This window comes from Paenibacillus terricola, from assembly GCF_014779765.1.
In the GTDB taxonomy this organism is placed as follows: domain Bacteria; phylum Bacillota; class Bacilli; order Paenibacillales; family Paenibacillaceae; genus Paenibacillus_T; species Paenibacillus_T terricola.
Map to the genome: position 1 here is coordinate 126,876 of NZ_JACXZA010000003.1, position 19,514 is coordinate 146,389.

16 protein-coding genes and 1 pseudogene are annotated in these 19,514 nt (G+C 50.2%); 8 read left to right on the forward strand and 9 right to left on the reverse strand.

Annotated features, from left to right (window positions below; genetic code table 11):
- Positions 1-24: 24 nt before the first annotated feature.
- Together H8B09_RS12845 and H8B09_RS12850 are read right to left on the reverse strand one after the other, a co-directional pair.
- Positions 25-273, reverse strand: a complete 249-nt coding sequence (locus H8B09_RS12845; protein WP_224753566.1) for a response regulator — start codon at positions 271-273, stop codon at positions 25-27.
- A gap of 90 nt (positions 274-363) precedes the next feature.
- Positions 364-810, reverse strand: coding sequence for a DoxX family protein (locus H8B09_RS12850; protein WP_191203940.1), 447 nt, complete (start codon positions 808-810; stop codon positions 364-366).
- Between the two features lie 319 nt (positions 811-1,129).
- On the opposite strand from H8B09_RS12850, the gene H8B09_RS12855 reads away from it, so the two are divergent.
- The 6 genes from H8B09_RS12855 (at position 1,130) to H8B09_RS30465 (ending at position 11,754) form a co-directional block, all read left to right on the forward strand.
- A complete protein-coding gene (locus H8B09_RS12855; protein WP_191203941.1) occupies positions 1,130-2,608 on the forward strand; it encodes an aspartate aminotransferase family protein in 1,479 nt (492 codons plus the stop codon).
- The gene (locus H8B09_RS12860; RefSeq protein WP_191203942.1) at positions 2,605-3,819 is read left to right on the forward strand and encodes a class II aldolase/adducin family protein; all 1,215 of its coding nucleotides are present in this window, start codon (positions 2,605-2,607) and stop codon (positions 3,817-3,819) included. The genes H8B09_RS12855 and H8B09_RS12860 overlap by 4 nt, the downstream gene beginning before the upstream one ends.
- Complete coding sequence (locus H8B09_RS12865; protein ID WP_224753567.1) at positions 3,816-5,081, forward strand: MFS transporter; 1,266 nt, start codon at positions 3,816-3,818, stop codon at positions 5,079-5,081. Before H8B09_RS12860 ends, H8B09_RS12865 begins: the two co-directional genes overlap by 4 nt.
- A gap of 22 nt (positions 5,082-5,103) precedes the next feature.
- Positions 5,104-6,711: a xylulokinase gene (locus tag H8B09_RS12870; RefSeq protein ID WP_191203943.1), complete on the forward strand. Its 1,608-nt coding sequence runs from the start codon at positions 5,104-5,106 to the stop codon at positions 6,709-6,711.
- 332 nt (positions 6,712-7,043) lie between these two features.
- Complete coding sequence (locus H8B09_RS12875; protein WP_191203944.1) at positions 7,044-9,266, forward strand: methyl-accepting chemotaxis protein; 2,223 nt, start codon at positions 7,044-7,046, stop codon at positions 9,264-9,266.
- A gap of 367 nt (positions 9,267-9,633) precedes the next feature.
- Positions 9,634-11,754, forward strand: a complete 2,121-nt coding sequence (locus H8B09_RS30465; protein ID WP_224753568.1) for a cellulose binding domain-containing protein — start codon at positions 9,634-9,636, stop codon at positions 11,752-11,754.
- Between the two features lie 107 nt (positions 11,755-11,861).
- Here the strand turns inward: H8B09_RS30465 and H8B09_RS12890 are convergent, their stop codons facing one another.
- The 6 genes and pseudogenes from H8B09_RS12890 to H8B09_RS12910 form a co-directional block, all read right to left on the reverse strand.
- A complete protein-coding gene (locus H8B09_RS12890) occupies positions 11,862-13,385 on the reverse strand; it encodes an MFS transporter (protein WP_191203945.1) in 1,524 nt (507 codons plus the stop codon).
- A gap of 84 nt (positions 13,386-13,469) precedes the next feature.
- Positions 13,470-13,967, reverse strand: coding sequence for a hypothetical protein (locus H8B09_RS12895; RefSeq protein WP_263576135.1), 498 nt, complete (start codon positions 13,965-13,967; stop codon positions 13,470-13,472).
- 6 nt (positions 13,968-13,973) lie between these two features.
- Positions 13,974-14,183, reverse strand: a pseudogene (locus H8B09_RS31250) (TetR/AcrR family transcriptional regulator); the annotation flags it as partial.
- 82 nt (positions 14,184-14,265) lie between these two features.
- Positions 14,266-15,099 (reverse strand): hypothetical protein, encoded by an 834-nt coding sequence (locus H8B09_RS12900; protein WP_191203946.1) that lies wholly within the window; start codon positions 15,097-15,099, stop codon positions 14,266-14,268.
- A 171-nt stretch (positions 15,100-15,270) separates the two neighbouring features.
- Positions 15,271-15,681: a VOC family protein gene (locus tag H8B09_RS12905; RefSeq protein WP_191203947.1), complete on the reverse strand. Its 411-nt coding sequence runs from the start codon at positions 15,679-15,681 to the stop codon at positions 15,271-15,273.
- A 68-nt stretch (positions 15,682-15,749) separates the two neighbouring features.
- Entirely contained in the window at positions 15,750-16,340 is a 591-nt protein-coding gene (locus H8B09_RS12910) for a sporulation initiation factor Spo0A C-terminal domain-containing protein (protein ID WP_191203948.1), read from the reverse strand.
- A gap of 256 nt (positions 16,341-16,596) precedes the next feature.
- Here H8B09_RS12910 and H8B09_RS12915 point away from each other — a divergent pair, with 256 nt between their 5' ends.
- Positions 16,597-16,884 carry a hypothetical protein gene (locus H8B09_RS12915; protein ID WP_191203949.1) on the forward strand — a complete coding sequence of 96 codons (288 nt, stop codon included), beginning with the start codon at positions 16,597-16,599 and terminating at the stop codon, positions 16,882-16,884.
- Positions 16,885-17,006: 122 nt separating this feature from the next.
- Here H8B09_RS12915 and H8B09_RS12920 read toward each other — a convergent pair whose 3' ends face one another.
- The gene (locus H8B09_RS12920; RefSeq protein WP_191204519.1) at positions 17,007-17,630 is read right to left on the reverse strand and encodes a hypothetical protein; all 624 of its coding nucleotides are present in this window, start codon (positions 17,628-17,630) and stop codon (positions 17,007-17,009) included.
- Positions 17,631-18,235: 605 nt separating this feature from the next.
- On the opposite strand from H8B09_RS12920, the gene H8B09_RS12925 reads away from it, so the two are divergent.
- Positions 18,236-18,889 carry a transcriptional regulator gene (locus H8B09_RS12925; protein WP_191203950.1) on the forward strand — a complete coding sequence of 218 codons (654 nt, stop codon included), beginning with the start codon at positions 18,236-18,238 and terminating at the stop codon, positions 18,887-18,889.
- Positions 18,890-19,514: the final 625 nt, after the last annotated feature.

Sequence of the window (19,514 nt, forward strand, 5' to 3'; positions counted from 1 at the left end):
GGTCGGATAACTTACTGAGGCCGATCAGCAGAAGCTTGCCATGAAGAAGCTGGAGTCCGAAGCGGAGCGGCTTCGCGCGGAATCGAATCCGTTCATATCAGGCAGCATCACAGCGAGTACAATTAACTCGAACGAAGCTGACTGTACGTGGCGCAGTGCCTCAAGACCAGACGAAGCTTTAGCTATTCGTTGAAAACCTTCTTTGCGAAGCAGCGTTTCTACCATGACCAGCAGTCCCTGCTCGTCATCGACTAACAAAATACGATCATCCATTATTGTTATCACCTGATTGTGATTCGTGCTGCGCTGGCACATAAAAAAGTTTCCGGATATCCCAGAAACTGTCTTAAGTAACACTTATAGTTAGTCAAACATCGGAGAAGCAAGAATTACCGCAGCCAGAAAAATAAGCTGAAGCAGCGTCCGGATGGGCAGCGAAGGCACAGGTCTGCCGTCAAGCGTTAGCTTATGGCGAGCGGCATACACATTGGCCGGAAACATTGCGATTAACAGCAGTGCAAGGCCAATGGCAGCATAAAGCGAGACCGCCGGAATCAGGATGCCGATCGCCCCTGCAATTTCGAGATAGCCGGTTATCGTGACAATCCGTCCAGGCTTCGGAAAGGATGGCGGCACCATACTTACAAGATCCTTTCGTTTCGAGCCCCAATGAGCGGATGCCGTCAGCAGCAGCATAACAGCGACCGCCGCCTGCAGTGAAGTATGCCAATCATCCAAGTATGTGACTCCCGCTAGCCCTATTAATCGAAATAACACCCACGATATGACCAACGCAAATAACGGTATCATTGCACTCCCTCCTTATAGCTAATGCTTCCATCATACACAGCCTAAGTAGAAGATGATGTCGATTTGAAGATAATCTCTCATTATTTGTAATGCCAACCTCAACAATGTGCAATCTAGCAGAAAACGACAAGTTTCGATATAATCATATACGAATTGGTATAAATTTGGAGTGGACTTGCGTCATTTGCTAGTACGAACTACAGATAAAACCTCATATCCTATTTAATAGAGGATATGAACACAATCGAAGCAGAACAAGAATAAGGCCAGCACCGTTTGCGCAGCACATTTTACAATAAGAAAGTATACGGAGGTATGTATGGATCGGACATTCTCAATCTCGCAGTATCCTGATGTGAAGGCCGTTACCAACCAGCTGGACCGATTGATTCAACTGCCGATTTACTCAATCAAACCAGAAGTACTGAAGCGTTATGAAGAGGAATATTTTGCAGTCAAATGTGCGAGGTCCAAGGAAATGATCGATGAAGCAGTCGATATTATTCCAGGCGGCGTTCAGCACAACTTGGCTTTCAACCACCCTTTCCCGCTTGTGTTTACCAAAGCTGAAGGCGCTTACTTATATGATATCGACGGAAACCGCTATTACGATTTTCTGCAAGCAGGCGGCCCTACCGTACTCGGCAGCAATCCTGTTGAGGTGCGCGAGAAAGTCATTGAACTGCTGAATAACTGCGGCCCTTCGACCGGCCTGTTTCATGAATACGAATATAAGCTCGGCCGCAAAATCGCTGACAGCATCGAGTCGGTTGACATGTTCCGCATGCTCGGCTCTGGGACAGAAGCGTGCATGGCAGCGATTCGCGTCGCTAGGCTTGCAACGAAGCATAAGAACATTATTAAGATGGGCGGCGCCTACCACGGCTGGAGCGATCAGCTTGCTTACGGGATCCGTATTCCAGGCTCGAAATGGACGCAAGCGCATGGCGTTCCCCGTTATGTATTCAAACATACCCAAGAGTTTTTCCCGAATGACCTTAACGATCTTGAACGGAAGCTGCGCTTCAATAAACTGCGCGGCGGTACAGCAGCAGTCATGATCGAGCCTGTCGGCCCGGAGAGCGGAACAAGACTAGTCGATTACGAGTTCAATAAAGGAGTCGAACAGCTGTGCCGGAAGTATGGCGCTTTGTTGATTTTCGACGAGGTTGTTACTGCATTCCGTATCGGGATGTCCGGTGCGCAAGGCTACTACGGCGTCTCCCCTGACCTGACGGTATTCGGCAAGGTCGTTGCTGGCGGATATCCCGCAGCCGGCGGACTCGGAGGCAAACGTGAATATATGAAATATCTCGGAGCCGGCATCGGCGGCGGCGGCAAGAAAGCGATGGTCGGCGGTACGATGGCAGCGAACCCGCTCAGCTGCGTAGCTGGTTACTATACGCTGTGCGAGATTGAGCGTACAGGTGCGATCGAGAAATCCGGACAAATGGCCGATCGGCTCGTTGCTGGATTGCAGCAGCTCATCGCGAAATACAACCTGCCATTTGTCGCATTTAACCAGGGATCGATCTGCCACTTGGAGACGGTCGGCACCATGCATTTTGCAATCAATTGGGCGAAGCCTTGGCAAATTCCGCACGTGCTCAAAGAGACATCCAAGCGGAAGCGGGAGATGGAGCATATGGGGGCCGCTTATATGGCTGAAGGAATCGTGACGCTGGCAGGCAGCCGGATGTACACAAGCGGTGCGTATACGAATGAAATGATCGACGATGCGCTCATTCGGTTTGATCGCGTATTCGCCAATGTCGCGGAATTGCAGGGGCAACAATGAGCGGAGCCTATGTAACGTTCAATGTCGAGGAGGCTACAAAACGCGTCATTGCAGCTGGCATCCGGCTCGTCGAGACTGGATTGATCGCTCGTACATGGGGCAACGTGAGCCACCGGATCAACAGGGAACAATTCGTTATTACACCAAGCGGGCGGGATTATCGTTCACTGACACCCGAAGATGTTGTAACGGTTCAGATCGCGGATGGTACCTACAGCGGCATTATTAAGCCTTCTTCGGAGCGCGGCGTGCACGCCGCCGTTTATCGGCAGTTCCCTGACGTAAACTTCGTCATTCATACGCATCAGACAGAAGCATCGGTTATAAGTGCTAGTGAACTCGATTCGATTGACATCATCGAAGGCCCGCTCGCTGGCAAAGTGCTTTGCGGCGCTTACGCACTGCCAAGTACGAAGAAGCTGGCACGCAATGTCGCAGCCTCACTCGAGAATACGAACAATCGGGCGATTATTATGAAAAATCACGGCGCCGTCTGTTATGGCGTCGATGATGAGGAAGCGTTCAGCGTGGCTCTTGCCCTCGAGAGTGCCTGTCAGCGTTTTGTCGCCGATGTCTATCGCCAGATAAGCGGCGATTCGCATGCTGAACCAGCAGCCATTAGCCAGCTGGTGTTGGAAGGTAATTATAGACAGGATGCCCTCGTACGTACAGAAGAAGGGCCTTTCTACAACAGCCGCCGCACCGAAGATGGTTTCGTGCTCGTCTCCTCTTCGTCCCGCGACGAAGAAATCGTTGTGAAATTCGGTGAGCGAAGCGTTAACACGCCGGAAGAAGCACTGCTTCACGAGGCGATCTATAAGAAACATCAGCACGTTCATTATATGACGTGGAATCGCAGCCCCGAAGTGGCGGCGTTCTCAAGGACGAGTTTGAAGCTGAAGCCGCTGCTGGACGATTTTGCCCAATTAATCGGCACTTCGGCACGTGTGGCTGAAGCGGATCCTCGCTCAGTTGCGGCAGCGCTAGGCCGCTCTTCTGCTGTGTTCGTCCGCGGTCAAGGCGCATTATGCTGCAGCGGGACAGAAGACGATGCAGCAGCGATCAGCATGGTGCTGGATAAGAACTGCAAAGCCTATGTTGGCGCGAGCCTGCTCGGCAGTGTTAAACCCCTCCACTATTGGGAGAGCCTGCTGATGCGCTTCGTCTACTTGAATCAATATTCCAAGCAAGCGTCCAGATCTTCCCGTTGAAAGGCGGCGTTATTATTCGTAAAGATCCTTTCTATCGATGGATCATTCTATTGGCTATGGTGCCTATCATTATCGCGACCGAGACGATGTGGCTGTCCTTCGCGCCCATTGCCAGTCAGGCCGAGGAATATTACGGCGTCAGCAGTCTAGCGATTACGTGGTGCTCGCTCAGCTATATGGTCATGTTCATCGTATTCTCCTTGCCCGCTTCATGGGTCATTGACCGCTGGGGATACCGAACATCGATAATCATCGGCGCTGTCATTACAGCTCTGTTCGGGCTTCTGCGGGCAGTGTTCGCAGAACATTGGACGCTCGTGCTCATTATGCAGTTCCTCATTGCGATCGGGCAGCCATTCCTGCTTAATATTACGACCAAGGCTGCAGCCAATTGGTTTCCAATGTCCGAGCGGTCCACCGCTGCAGGCATTCTGACGATGGCGCAATATCTTGGCTTCGTCGTGCCGATGGTTGTCGCACCAATCGTAGCAGAGAGCTCCGGCATTCCCGACATGCTGATGGTGTTCGCCATCATAGCGATTGCCGCGGCTGGCATCGCCATTATTTTCACGAAAGAAAAGCCTCTCGCTCCCATCTCAGATGATACGCCGCCACGTGAGGCTGTAAGTCTCGCATCGATCAGATCGCTTGCGGTTAACCGTGGCTATTCGTTGATTATGCTTGTCAGCTTCATCTCCATCGGCATCTTCAATACGCTGCTTACGCTTATCGATACGATACTCAGCCCACGCGGGCTGACGTCTGAGGAGTCCGGCATTGTTGGTGCTGTATTCATTGTTGCAGGCATCATTGGCGCTGTCTTGCTGCCGCTCTTGTCTGACAAATACCGCATTCGCGTACCTTTCTTCACAGGTGCGATTGCGATCCTCCTCCCCGCGCTCATCGGTCTGACCTACGTGAATGAGGTTGTGTGGATCGCAATTATCGCAGGTATCGCAGGCTTTGCCATTATGGGCGTCGCTCCGATTCTGTTCCAACATGGCTCAGAGGCTGCTTATCCGATACCCGAGGGCACCTCGCTCGGCATGATTTTGCTCATGGGCCAAGTATCGGGCGCATTATTCGTCTATTTGTTCCAGCTGCTCGTTGATTCGTCGGGGTCGATTGCGCCGCCGATGCTTATATTCGCAGGGATGACCGCGATTATGCTGCCGCTCACTTTCCGTATGAAAGCAGGTAGGGGGCAAACTGCTATTCATCCTTCTAATCAAACTCCGCTCGGTCCTGGCTCGAGCCAATGAAGGCAGGTGCATTCGATCCAGTATGAGCCATTATGTCATTACGTACGATGTCGGAACTTCCGGGGTCAAAACTTGCATCTACGCTATTGATGAGTCGATTACGCTCATCGCTAGCGATATGGAGGGCTACTCCTTGACGATTCTCGATGGCGGGGGCGCCGAGCAAGAGCCAACGGATTGGTGGCATGCAATGTGCCGCACGACACGAAAACTGCTTCAAACGCACGACCTTTCACCAGAGCAGATCAGCGGCATTTCCTTTTGCGCGCAGATGCAGGGGCTTGTGCTTGTCGATAAAGAAGGACGCCCTCTTCGCCGCGCGATGAGTTATATGGACAGCCGCGCCGTACGCGAGCATCGAGAAGGAATCGTTCACGGGGTGCGCGTCAGCGGAATGAATGTCCGGAAACTGGTACAATCGCTTGCGATTACACGCGCCGTTCCTGCCAGCGTCAAGGACCCGATATGGAAGTACAAATGGGTGCAGCGCAACGAACCTGCCGTGTTCGATCGCGTATATAAGTGGCTTGATGTGAAAGAGTTTCTAATCCATCGCTGCACAGGCGAGTTCGTCATGACAGAGGACAGTGCGTACGCGACGCTATTGTACGATCCAAGAGCGGGCCGCAAACAATTCAGCGCACGCCTGTGTAAGCTATTCGGCGTGAATGTCGAGCATATGCCGAAGGTGGTGCCTTCGACGGCGCAGGTTGGGAAGCTTTCGAGTGAAGCGGCTGAAGAGCTGGGTCTCACTGAAGGCACTGCCGTGTTCGGAGGCGGTGGTGATGCCGCGCTGATCGGGGTTGGGGCAGGAGCAGTTGCACATGGCGATACCCATATTTATCTCGGTACATCCGGATGGGTATCGACGGTCGTCGGGAAGCAGATACTTGACGCGAAACATATGATTGCCTCTATCGTCGGTGCCAACACGACAGGCTACCACTACTTCAGTGAGCTAGAGACGGCGGGCAAATGCCTGGAATGGGTGAAGAACCATCTCGCTCTCGATGAGATCGGCATTTATCTAGAGAAGAAACAAATCTCCGATTCGCAGGAGTCGATATATCGGAGTCTATATGATTACATGATGCATGCGATCAAAGATGTGCCGGCGGGAAGCAACGGCGTTATGTTCGCTCCTTGGCTGCACGGCAACCGCTCCCCGTTCGAAGATTCCAATGCACGCGGACTTTTCTTCAACATCGGAATCGATACTGGGAAGACCGAGCTGATCCATGCGGTGCTGGAAGGCATCTGCTACCATCTCCGCTGGCAGCTGGAGGCGCAGGATCTGAAGATTAAGACATCCCAAGCGATCCGGCTGGTCGGGGGAGGTGCGCTTGCCCCGCTTACATGCCAGATGCTGGCCGATGTGCTCGGTCGCGAGATCGAGACGGTCGACAGTCCGCAGAATGCCGGCGCCATTGGCGCTGCTGTCGTCGCCGCTGTTGGACTTGGCCGAATCGCAAGCCTCGACGATGCGAAGAAGCTCATTAAAGTAAAGGCAAGCTACAAACCGAATGCAGCGAACAAGGCGTCGTACGATCACTATTTCGCCGTGTTCAAGACGTTGTATCGGAACAATAAGAAAGCCTTCAGCATGTTGAATGCTCAGCGGAATGCTTAAGATCATGCTGAGCTTAGTGTAGCATTAGCAGAACCCCCACATCCTTGTTGGATGCGGGGGTTGTTTGTTGTGGAGCATCACGAGGTGCGCATGAAAGCGACGCAGCAGTTGGTACGCTATTGCCGATTAACAAATGTTTAGTATTAGCGCCCCAACCGAACCATTTCGTCCAATCCACTCAACAATCCCTAACATAAATAAACAAAAAATTCGAATTGTATGTAATATTACATGACATAATCTATGTTTTTAATATATAATACCAATATTATCGACATTGCGTCAGGTTTTATGACATAACTAGACAGCTTGAAAGTTGAGGAGTGGTTGAAATGTTCGGATGGCTTGGCTTTACTAAAGGACTCCCGCTGTGGCGCTCTTATCGCTTAAACGAAAGCTTAAAATCCGATGTCGAAGAGATCTTCGAAGGCATCGCAGACACGAGGATAAACGTACTTCATTCTTGGGCGACTGATTATTGGCGTCATCTGGAGCGGCTTCGCGATCAGCTGCTGTCAACCTCCGATGCTGCAGCTCTGTTAAGCAGTGCTGACCGGAACGATCTGGATAGAACCTTCACGGAAACGTACAGCCGAGGAACCGATTTTACAGAGCTGTTCCTGTTGGATGAATCGAACAGCGTCGTTTATTCGACTTATCCCGTACATATTGGCGCTGTCTACGTACAAGGACAAGCGTTCACCGCTGGCATTGGTTATGCCGCAGAATCCGCACAAGGGCGTCCTTGCTTGTTCGGCCCTTATTCCGATCCTATAACGCTGCGCATCGGCCCCCGTTCATCGACCTTTCATGATGCGATGACGATCATGTTCATCTTGCCGATAATCAGTGGTGGTGATCGGACGGTTGGCGCAATTTGCGGCCGAGTGCCCAACGATGTTCTTGGCGATCTCATCCAGCGGGAATCTGGTCACGTCTATCCGGATTCCGGCGACAACTATATTTTTATGGCGAAACCAATGTTGAACAAACATGTACCGCCAGGGACGGCACTGTCTCGCAGCCGATTCGAGGATCGTACTTTCACCCACGGAGAGAACTTGAAAGACGGCATTACAACGGATTGGGGTGTTGTCTCTGTCAAGGAGCATACGGAGCTGGAGCTTATTTTTACCGACCCGGCCACGGGTATGCTGCATCCTGGTGTCGCAAGTACAATCCGCAACGGCAGCAACCTATTCGTCGAGTTTCCGGGTTACTCGGATTACCGGCACATTCCCGTTATCGGCAAAGGCGTTACATTCCAGCTGCCGCATTGCCCTGACCTATGGGGCATGATGTGCGAAGGTGACTTGGAAGAGGTATACCGGCAGCGCAGCATTGGCTGGCGCCAAATGAAGCTTGGAGCAGCAGCCATCGCTCTATCCGCCGTGGCAGCAGCAGCCCTTATATGGCTCATCGCTTCACAAGCTCCACTCTGGTTAACGGCGGTGTCTGCCGGATTGTTCCATATCCTATTCGGAGCGTTATCGATCTCCTTCGTCCATAAGAAAGCTACAGGGAAAGTCGTCGAACGGCTGCAAGCGATCAATCGGTTTATCCGCATTAATGCGGAAGGCGAAGGCGACTTGACTCAGCGGCTTACACCTAATGATTTTGAGAACGATGAAACAAGAGAACTGGCGAAGTGGATTAACAATATGATCGACTCGCTGGAGAACATAATGCTGCGCGTTAAACATGCCTCAGACGATGTGCGATCGAGCCAACATGCGATGATTCGCTCAACGACTGTTACCGCTGAATCAACGGAACGCGTGAATCAGAACATGCATGTCATGCTGCGAAGCATTCGCAGACAGTTGAAAGATATCGACGTTGCGAAGGACGTTGCTGGCGAGATGCGTGAGCAGCTCCGCTCGATCGAGCAGGAAGCGGACCGCCAGATCGCTACCGCTCAAGGCGAAGTCGAACGAATCGGCGATAAAATGCAGCATATCTCGGCTAAAGTTCAGCAATCCAATGAGACGATTCGCACCTTCATCCATACTGCTGAACAAATTCGGACCGTCTTGCATACGATCGAAGAAATTTCCGCGCAGACGCATTTGCTCGCTCTGAATGCTTCAATAGAAGCTGCTCGCGTAGGCGAGCATGGGCGCGGGTTCGCCGTTGTCGCAGCGGAGATTCGCAAGTTGGCCGACATGACGAACCGATCTACCAGTGAAGTTCATGACATTATTCAACTTATTTATAAAGAAGCACAACAGGCCTATCAATCGATGGATGATGGAACGAAAGCCGTTGAGGAAGGCAATCAACTCGTTGCTGCCGCATCTCGACTACTATCTGACGCAACCGCTGAAGAAAGCCGCAAATCGCAGGTCGTCGATGAAGTCGTCGCCTTGATGGAGAAGATCGCAGCAATCAGTATGGAGAACCGTGCACTCTCTACTGACGTCGAATCCAAGGTGCAGGAGCTGATGAACGAGATTATGAGCGTCCGCCACACCTCGCAGACCGTTGAAGCCATCACCGTTCTCATGCAGCAGCTCGTTGGCCAATTCAAGCTTACGGAAGCGCGCGTCCGATAGGAACGTGCGATAAGAGCGTGCAATATCAAGCAAAGACGATCGATTCCCGAATGATGTTCGGTCGAGTCGATCGTTTTATGCATCTTTGCATGACGCAACAATTAGAACATGGATAAAGTTACCAAAAGAACATTGCTGAATGTCTTCGCTGTGTACAATATCACTATAATCTCCATAGCTGTGACCATCCCCCCTATTTGCTCCCTATTCAATCTATCAGCTTTATATATCCTATCAGCTTGTTTCTGTATATCTATCTGATCACATTATGATTTGATCTCAGAAAGGAGGTGAGTAATCGCAATAACTTCAGCGATCGTCTAGTCACACCGCTGCCGCTAAGTCTATGAATAAGGGAGGAGAATGAATGACGTTTCAATTATTGTTGAAGCAGCAATCATCCAAGATGACGAGGCTTGTATGGGGGTCAGGCGCTTTACTTCTGCTTCTGGCTTGTTCTCTGCTTTTCGCGGATCGCGCATGGGCACATGGATGGGTGGATGACAGCCGAGCGGATTTATGCATGGACGGCGTGAATCAGAATTGCGGAGCCGTTCAGTATGAGCCTTGGAGCGTGGAAGGCCGAGGTGACTTCCCTGAGATCGGCGTGCCGGATGGCCAGATCACAGGCGGAGGCAAATACGAGCCGCTGTTTGCACAGACCGCAACGCGCTGGGCCAAAGTCAACATGAGCGGCGGACCCTTTACGTTCCACTGGTCAATCGTCGCCAACCACAGCACGAACCGTTGGGACTACTACATTACAAAGCCAGGTTGGGATCCGAACAAACCGATTACTCGCGCGGATTTGGAGCTATTCTGCCGTTATGAGGACAACGGCGCGATTCCGCCGAACGACGTCTATCATGACTGCGTCATTCCGAACGACCGGGAAGGATATCATGTCATCGTCGGCGTATGGGACATCTTCGATACGATCAACGCTTTCTATCAAGCGATAGACGTGAACTTAACCATTGACCATTCACAACCAACAACACCTGCGCCTGGTTACGCTGGCGATCCAAACCGGTTCGGCGCGATTCGCGATTGGAGCGTGATCCGACCGTATCAACCGGGTGAACAAGTCGTTTACAACGGCTATGTCTGGCAGGCAAGATGGTATACGATTGGCCAGCAGCCAGGCACGAACGAAGCATGGCAGCAAGTCGGTCCGGCTACAGGAAACCCGACACGACCTGGGGAACCGACAGCGCTGACTGCAACATCCGGCAATGAGCAAGTGTCCCTCTCTTGGGCGACCACGTCCGGCGCAACGAGCTACACGGTGAAGCGATCGACCGTTTCGGGCGGTCCGTATACCAACGTGACTACAATTACGTCGACGAGCTACACGGACATCGGCCTGACGAACGGTACGACGTACTATTATGTTGTAAGCGCTTCGAATAGCGCTGGTACTAGCGGAAACTCCACACAGGCAAGCGCAACGCCTGCAGGTGCAGCGACCCAAGCGCCTGCAGCACCAACCGGCCTGTCCACGATGGGCCATGATTCGCATGTTATGCTCTCTTGGGCAGCTTCGACAGGCGCCACGAGCTACACGGTGAAACAAGCTACTGTGTCAGGCGGTCCTTACACGAACATCGCAACCGTTACGTCAACCAGCTATACGGATCTGAGCGTGACGAATGGTACAACGTACTATTATGTGATCAGTGCATCGAATAGCGCTGGTACCAGCGCCAACTCTACACAGGCGAGCGCGACTCCGACGAGCGGAGCTTCGATGGAGATACCGGCAGCGCCAACAGGTCTAACCGCTACGGCGGGTAATGCACAGGTGACGCTCGCATGGACCGCTTCATCCGGCGCCACGAGTTATACGGTGAAGCGCGCGACCGTCTCGGGCGGCCCTTACACAGACGTCGCGACCGTTACGACAACAAGCTACGTGAATACGGGTCTGACGAACGGCACCACGTACTATTACGTCGTCAGCGCATCGAACAGTATGGGCAGCAGTGCCAATTCCGCACAAGCAAACGCATCACCAACTGGCGGAACCAGCACAACAAGCAGCCTAATCGTTCAGTACCGCACCGCTGATACTAATGCAACCGACAATCAAATTAAAGCATCCTTCATTATCAAAAATACGGGAAGCACCTCCGTTAACCTCAGCACGCTGAAAATCCGGTATTATTTCACCAAGGATGGCACGGCCGCAATGAATGGCTGGATCGATTGGGCGCAAGTTGGGTCTTCGAACGTAAGCATTTCATTCGGCTCAGCTACGGGAACGAATGCCGACACTTACGTTGAGCTCAGCTTCACCTCTGGAGCAGGCTCCATTCCAGCGGGCGGGCAAAGCGGTGAAATCCAATTGCGGATGGCTAAGACCGATTGGTCCAATTTCAACGAGAACAACGATTATTCCTATGATGGCACCAAAACCTCATTCGTAGATTGGAGCAAAGCTGTCTTGTCTCAGAACGGCTCGATTGTCTGGGGTACAGCACCGTAATATAACTTCAATAGCCGAACTGTATTCTATACGGCGGCACCTATAGACAGCAAGCAAAGCCCTCGAATCGAGGGCTTTGCTTTGTCTTTGTCATTGTCATTGTCCCTTTATTGGAACACTTTCTGCTGCTCTACCCCACTCGTATTACCCACTTCAACCTTCCGCGGCCAGAATAGCATCGTCAGCACAATCCCTGCGATTGCGATACCGCCGCAAACGAATAACATTGCATCCAATCCGCTTACGAACGCTTCATGCACCGACTCAAGGAGTGAAGATGAGTTCATCTCGCCAGCTGTCATAGCGCCGGACGATACGTTATGGCGAATGGCTTCTGCTGTCGCTTCTGGCAAGCTGCTTACATCCACATGGCTGCTATAGATGCTGTTGAGCAGCGAGCCTAAGAACGCTACGCCAATCGTTCCGCCAATCTGACGCATCGCCATAATAACGGCTGAGCCTACACCTGCCCGCTCTTCGGGCAATGTGCCCAATGCAGCGTTCATAGAGATAGGCAGAACAAAGCTTAGACCAACACCAATGCACACAACCCAGACAGACGTGTAGCCATATCCCGTCGATACTTCCGTCATACCGCCCAGTCCAAAGCCTGCCGCTACGATTAGAAAACCTAACGCTATTACTGCCTTATCGCCTGCACGAGCCGATAGCAGTCCCGACAACCTAGAACCAACGACGACCCCTCCTATGAGCGGCAGCAACCGTAGACCGGCTGCTTGGGCATTAAAACCTTGCACAATTTGCAGATATAGCGGCAATCCGAACAGAATCCCGAAGAGTGAGAAATTGACCAGGGTTGCCATTCCAGCCCCCCATGTAAAGCCTGCACGCTTGAATAACTTCAGATCAACGAGCGGATGTTTCGTCCGACGACCAAGCCAGATGAACACACCAAGAAGCAATACACCTAGAATAACCGAGGCTAATGTAATTCCATCACCCCAGCCCTCGTCGCCCGATCGAGTTACGCCGTACGTAATAGCCGCCAAGCCCAAGCTCGACGTCACGATTCCCCGCCAATCAACCTTTAACTTTTGTTTCTCAGCAGTAGACTCAGGCAGCAGCACTACTAACGCAATAAGCGCGATTAGAATAATGGGCACATTGATTAGAAAGATCGTTCCCCAGTTGTAGTGCTCCAACAGCCATCCACCGATAATTGGACCTAGGGGAAGTCCAAGCGCACTAGCCATTACCCATAAATTCATCGCTTTCGGACGTTCTCCCTCGGAGAACAAGAACGGAACCAACGACAGTGACAACGGCATAAGGAGCGCAGCCCCTAGGCCAAGTATTGCCCGAGAAATAATGAGTGCCTCAGAGGTCGTCGAATACGCACATGCGACCGATGCTGCGCCGAACATAACAAGTGATAGAAATAGCAGCTTTTTGCGACTATACCGATCTCCTAACATTCCCGCAGGCAGCAGCATAGCTGCCAGTACTAGGTTGTAGGCATTGGCAAACCATTGCAACTGACTGGTCGATGCTTTGAGATCGGATGCGAGTACCGGAAGCGCCAGATTGAGCACTGTCGTATCGAGTCCGATCGTCAGAACGCTTAGCGCCATCACGCCGAGCACCCACCATCTGGTCTTACTGTTGTGCATGTTGAGCACATTCATCATCACCTTTCATTTTTAAAACTAACTAGTTATTTATATTTCGGTTAAAAAAATACCGCCTTTATTTCTTTACAATAAAGACGGCTCCATTATCCCGTAAACAACGAATTGAACGAGCTGCTCCCGCGCATGCATAGAATTGCCGCCCGCTCCAGACTCACCATCCAGCTGCCCATCACCTGTCACATCAATATTGAAGCGAGAGAAATGCTGCATGGAGAAGCCCACGTTGCTGAGCAGCAGTATCGGCAAATAATAAGGGTCTAGACCCGCTCTAAGCAGTCCATTCTCCTTCGCTTGCTTAGCCAGGTTGAGCAATTGCGTAATATCGTCTGGCCGATATGAAATCTGATTCCACGTGCGCCAACCTTCAGCTGCTTCCCACGAGTAGATTTTCAAGAATCGCGGGTTTTGCACTAAGAAGTCATACGTACTGCGTACGACCGTCTCAAGAAACAATCTAAACTTTCCTGCATCCTTCGTAAGCCGCTCGTCATTCAAGAGATCGCCCGACACATCTGCAAGCATCTGATCACCTAGCTGGTCGGCACGCTTGACAACTTCCATGTACAATCCCAGTTTATCGGTAAAATACTGATAGATCAGGCTTTTGTTATAACCCGAAGCGCTGGCAATGGCATCAATACGAGCGGCCGAAAAGCCCTGATCCGCAAAAATCTGTTCCGCCGCGTCAAGAATGATCTCCCTTGTTCGCGCAGCATCATATGTTTTCTTCGACTTCCGTTCCTTCTGTGTAATGCCCGCTCCCGCCTTCGCAACAATTCTAACTAATTGGTTAGATTTTAAGCTTCAACCGTTCAATCTGTCAAGTGCTGTTCGCGGAGAATGAATATCCTTCTGTGCACTATAGATTCTCTTCAGCGATAAATTCGAAATTCGACAACGTAAATTGCCCATCGTGATATGAAACATCAGCATTCAAATCACCAAAGTACTGCGGCGATGCAATCTTCTCGAATAAGAACGGAACACCAAACCTCGCCTTAATATCGTTATTGTCATCGAAGCTAAATCCAACTACATCCCGAATTCCTAATTGTTTCCTAACCGCTCCAAACTCATCATGATCATAATATTTCTTCATAATAACTTCTGTTTTCTTAGAACCGACCTTCACTTCTGCTATCAGCTCTTCCGCTTCTTTGATTGGTTTGAAAGAGATGGCGGGATTCACCTGATCCAAGTAGTCATTCTCCATGAATTGACGGTCCTGCAGCTTCGGATCTTCCTCCATCTCGATCATATGCAGCTCTTCTAGAGAAACGCCAGTACCAGATCCAACATATAGAATGACGGCGAGTTCATTATGGCCATCGCCATCGTAGTCTTTCACAGCTAATCTAGGTTCAATTCCTCTGGGCGTATTATAGATCCAATCATATTGTTGAACGAGGTCCCCGACACGAAGCTCAACCCCGTTATCGAGGCCATACATATAGATGTTACGCTCCGGAATAGAGGCGATCACCTTCGATTCCGGATCACCTGGCGCTGTACTGTCCTTCACAGTCGATGAATCAGAAGATCCTGTGGAGCTGTCTACTTGTTCAGTCTGCGGCTTCATATCCTGCGTTTTGGATGTTTCATTCTTGACGCCACAGGAGGACAATAAGAGGCTGACTGCCATACATGATGCGATTAGAAAAGAATAACGTTTGCGGTATGAGGATACTTGCAAGTGAAATGCCCCTCTCTGACGAACTCTGTCAATATTCTTCTATACCGACGTTATTTCGGGAAAAATGTTGCAGCAATAACCTACTTTAATGCGCTTGTTTTCACTGTCTATTTCAAACAAATAAAGCTCAACGCCATTCGCGTTGAGCTTCGATCTGATTAATTCAACCCATTACGACTGTGGCTGCTGCGCCTCCGTGCTGATTTGCCATTTGATGCCAAACCTGTGCTCTAGACGTCCGAACAACGTGCCCCAGAACTGTTTCTCGAGCGCCATAATAACTCGGCCGCCTTCCGACAAATTCGCGAATGCACGCTGTGCTTCCTCATCCGTCTTGAATTCTAGATTCAAGTCATAACCGCTGCTGCGTCCTGGCGGCTCATGCATGGAATCTGCAATGAAGAAGTTAACGCCTGCAGCTGTAAACGACATATGTATAATACGATCTTTAAGCGCTTCATCTGTTCCTGGCGCTTGTCCATACGTCATCTGGTCGTTAATCTGCCCGCCGAGCGCCTGCACGTAGAAACCAGCCTGCGTCCTGGCATCCTCTGAGTAAAAACACGGTGTCAGCTTCGCCATTTCGAATCCCGCTCCAATCACTTGGTCGGTTACACACTCATCATAACAAAAGCAGGAATAAAGACAAATTAAGAAGTTCTGCTTAAAACACGAATAAACTCATCGTTCGAAGGCTGTCTGCCATCGAAAAGCTCACGGAAATGTCCCCGATTACAACCAACTTCAATGGCATGTCGTATAGCTCGCTCAATTCGGCTTGGAGTCGTTTTATACCGAGGGGCGAGAAGGACACTTATTTGTCTCATCGTTAAAGAAGGATCTTCTTGATACAGTTGAATCGCTGTATTGATGTAAGCAAATCCTTTTATATGAGAAGGGATTCCGAGTTGTGCAATTCGTTGTGCAATCGCTCCGCTTACCTGATATTGTGGCTGCTTGTCGCGCGGTGCGTTTCGTTCCCTTACCGGGTTCTGAGTTTCGACATAGGTGCTCATTCCTTTACTTAGCGTTGACGGTATCGCCTGCTGTGCGCCCATCAACACCATTTGACGCAGCTGCTGCAGCTCAAGCAGCATGAATTGCTCACGGTTATGAAACTCTTGGCGCATCGTCTGCATAAGATCGGTAAGTGAATCTATTTTGTTATGCAGCGATTGAATGTTTTGATTCATTTGCTCCATTTCTTCTACTGATTTGGGATCATCTTTTTTGAAAATCATCGTTATTACCTCTCATCGTTGTAAAATTCACCCTATTACGTGATAAATCTATTGTATTGGAATTATTTCTCACCTTCAATATTAATTGTCGTCAATAGTTAAGATGCGGCGCGTTCGTATCCAATCCCTTTACAACCGCACCTTCAATTCAACAATAATCTCCAAAATGGTATAGTTGTCCCGAGCAAATGCACCTCCTGCTACATATGATAGATTAGAAAAACAAACCACTCCTCCTACAAGGAGGTGATGCATAATGACAATGCTGCTCACAGGCTGGATGCTGTATACGCTCTGGATCGTACTTGGTTTCATGGCTCTCGATTTCCTCGTCGGTCTCTATCATGCGCTTCGCACGAAAGATTTTACGCCGTCGCTAATCCTTAGCTACCTGCAAGATACGCTCTACTACGTATTCCCGCTGTTGCTGCTTGCAGGCATCTCTGCACTCGACTCGACAGGCTGGATCGTACTGACAGGCTACTATGTAGGTGCCTTCGGAATCGCACTCAAATATTTGTTATCGCTCAAAAGCAAATTGTAAGCGCCTTCGTCAACAGCTCTAGGTGTGCCTAGGGCTTTTTTGTTGTGTTTTATTATAGAAAAAACCACGCCCGAGGACGTGGTTAGCTTACATCGTATCGTTTGCGATGATAAGTAATGATGTTACTGAAGGCCGTGTTCTTCACGAATATTGTACAGACCTTGAATGAGCAGTTCCGCAGGATCGCGGTTCAGCAGCAGGTGCGTAACCAGCAGATGCAGCGGGAAAGCGCAAACATTATTGCCTTCGACAATAGATGGGAATCCTGCTTCAAGGACCGGACCAAATTTGTCATGCAGCGCTAGGTCGACGTGTACAGGCTCTGGAGCGAATTCTTCGCGAATTAACGCTACGCATTGCGGTACGAGTACTTTGTCGACGATGAATTTGGCTTCGTCTTCGTTCCTCGGCGGGGTTGGAATTCCTCTTCCGCCCTCCTGCTTCATCAGCTCTACGAAGAAGGAAGCAAGCCATTCCGCCGGATCGTTGCCGGATTGGAATCGATTGACCAGCTCGCGCAGGAAGAAACCGCAGGAATAAATTTGACCCGAATCGTTCTTCACGTGATAAATAAATACAGGACCGTACATCTCCTGTGTTACCACATTTCCATCCACTTCGTCGTAATGCATACGCAGTGCTACAAGGCAGTTATGATGAACAGCCTTGACCAGCTCAACCAACTGCGGATCAGGTTCAGCTGTTTGATTGCCTTTAAATTCTTCATTGGTCGTCTCGTTGTTCATCCTTTTCATCACCCGATTCCATCATATCACTCGATGGAACAAGCAGTCTAGTCAGAGTCTTATTTTCTCGTGCATTTCGACAAAGAAAATTCGTTCCATCCCACGATATTTCGGCAAAATCTGGCCTAATCGCCGATCTTATCGGGCTGACCTGACGATATTGCGTCATTACGGGCAAATGCTGAACGTGACGAACTCAGAGGGTGCTACAGTGCGACTAAATGCCGCATTTACTCCTCTAACGAACCTCGGTGACACTATTGTACGCTGCTTGGCCGTTTCCCCAAGCTAACGAACTCAAATCATGCTATTCAGCTTGATCCACGCGTTCCAACGGCGTTTGGAAGTAAATAAGATGTATGGGGTTCGTCACATTCCCAACGTCTACACGTAAGCAGGATAAGGTCGCTGAGGTTCGTTAGAACACCGAAACTGCTGCTGTGTCCCAACAAATCATCCGAGCCTATTGCGCGACTTATAAAATCAAGATACACTATGGGCAAACAAAACAGCATCACATTCGGTCGTGAAGCACACGCCGCTTCGATACTTCGTATCGGGGCGGCTTTTTTGCGTGCTATCGAGGACTAATAAGGAGGATCGTAATGGGACGTTTCGAACTCAAGTATGAAGAGTGGCTATTGCAGCAAATTAATCAAGAGGTTAATCATCGCAGACGTGAGTTATTGGAGAAAGGTCTAGGCCATGGTACGGTCGAATTTTTGCGGCATATTTGGTTTCCCGCGGTAGGTAATTTCGATCACTTATACCCCGAATGGGAGGTTCGCGACTTCAACAGCGGTTACCGCTATGTAGATCTGGCCTACATGCCTGGCGGCGGTGTTAAAGGAGGGTTCGAGATTCAAGGCTATGGCTCGCATGCTCGGGATCTCGAAGTGAAACGGTTTAAAGATTTGTGCTGGCGGCACAGCCTCTTGGCTCTCAATGAGTGGATCTTTCTCCCCGTTGCTTATCCGTCGATTAAAGAAGAACCTTGGCGCTGCCAACAGCTTGTGCTCGCTTTCGTCGGCAAGTTTGTATCAATGCACGTACCAGCTTATCTAAGTGCCTTCGAAGCCGAAGCCGTTCGATTTGCTCGGCGTTTATTGCGTCCCTTTGCGCCATCAGAGTTGGCGGGACATCTACGCGTGACAGACCGCCATGCGAGGCGAATCTTATACGCGTTAGTTGATTACGATCAACTGGTCGTCGCAAGCGGGAAACAGCGGCACCGCACGTTTTCCTTAAGGCAGGATTAGCTAAAAATGTCGGGTATCATTAGTTACTTAACAAATGCTCCCCACTAACGGACTATGGTGACTCTATTGGACGATATTTTACCACTTTTGCGCGCTTACGGACTAAGGTGACTCTATTCCACCTGTTTGTACCGCTTCAGTATCAGTTTGAGGTGATTAGGGTCAGTGTGGTCCGTTACCCGTCCATTTCGATCAATATGAAATATTAACGTCCGTTTAGTCCGTTAGCACGGCGGATACGGAACTCTAACACCTTGAGTACACGATTCAGTCAAGCATCTACGATGCAAGACGATATCTCTCTCCACTAACGGACTAAGGCGACTCTATTGGACGATATTTAACCACTTTTGCGCGCTTACGGACTAAGGTGACTCTATTCCACCTGTTTGTACCGCTTCAATATCACTTTGAGCTGATTAGGGTCAGTGTGGTCCGTTACCCGTCCATTTCGATCAATATGACATATTAACGTCCGTTTAGTCAGTTAGCACGGCGGATACGGAACTCTAACACCTTGAATACACGATTCAGTCAAGCATCTACGATGCAAGACGATATCTCTCCCCACTAACGGACTATGGTGACTCTATTGGACGATATTTAACCACTTTTGCGCGCTTAC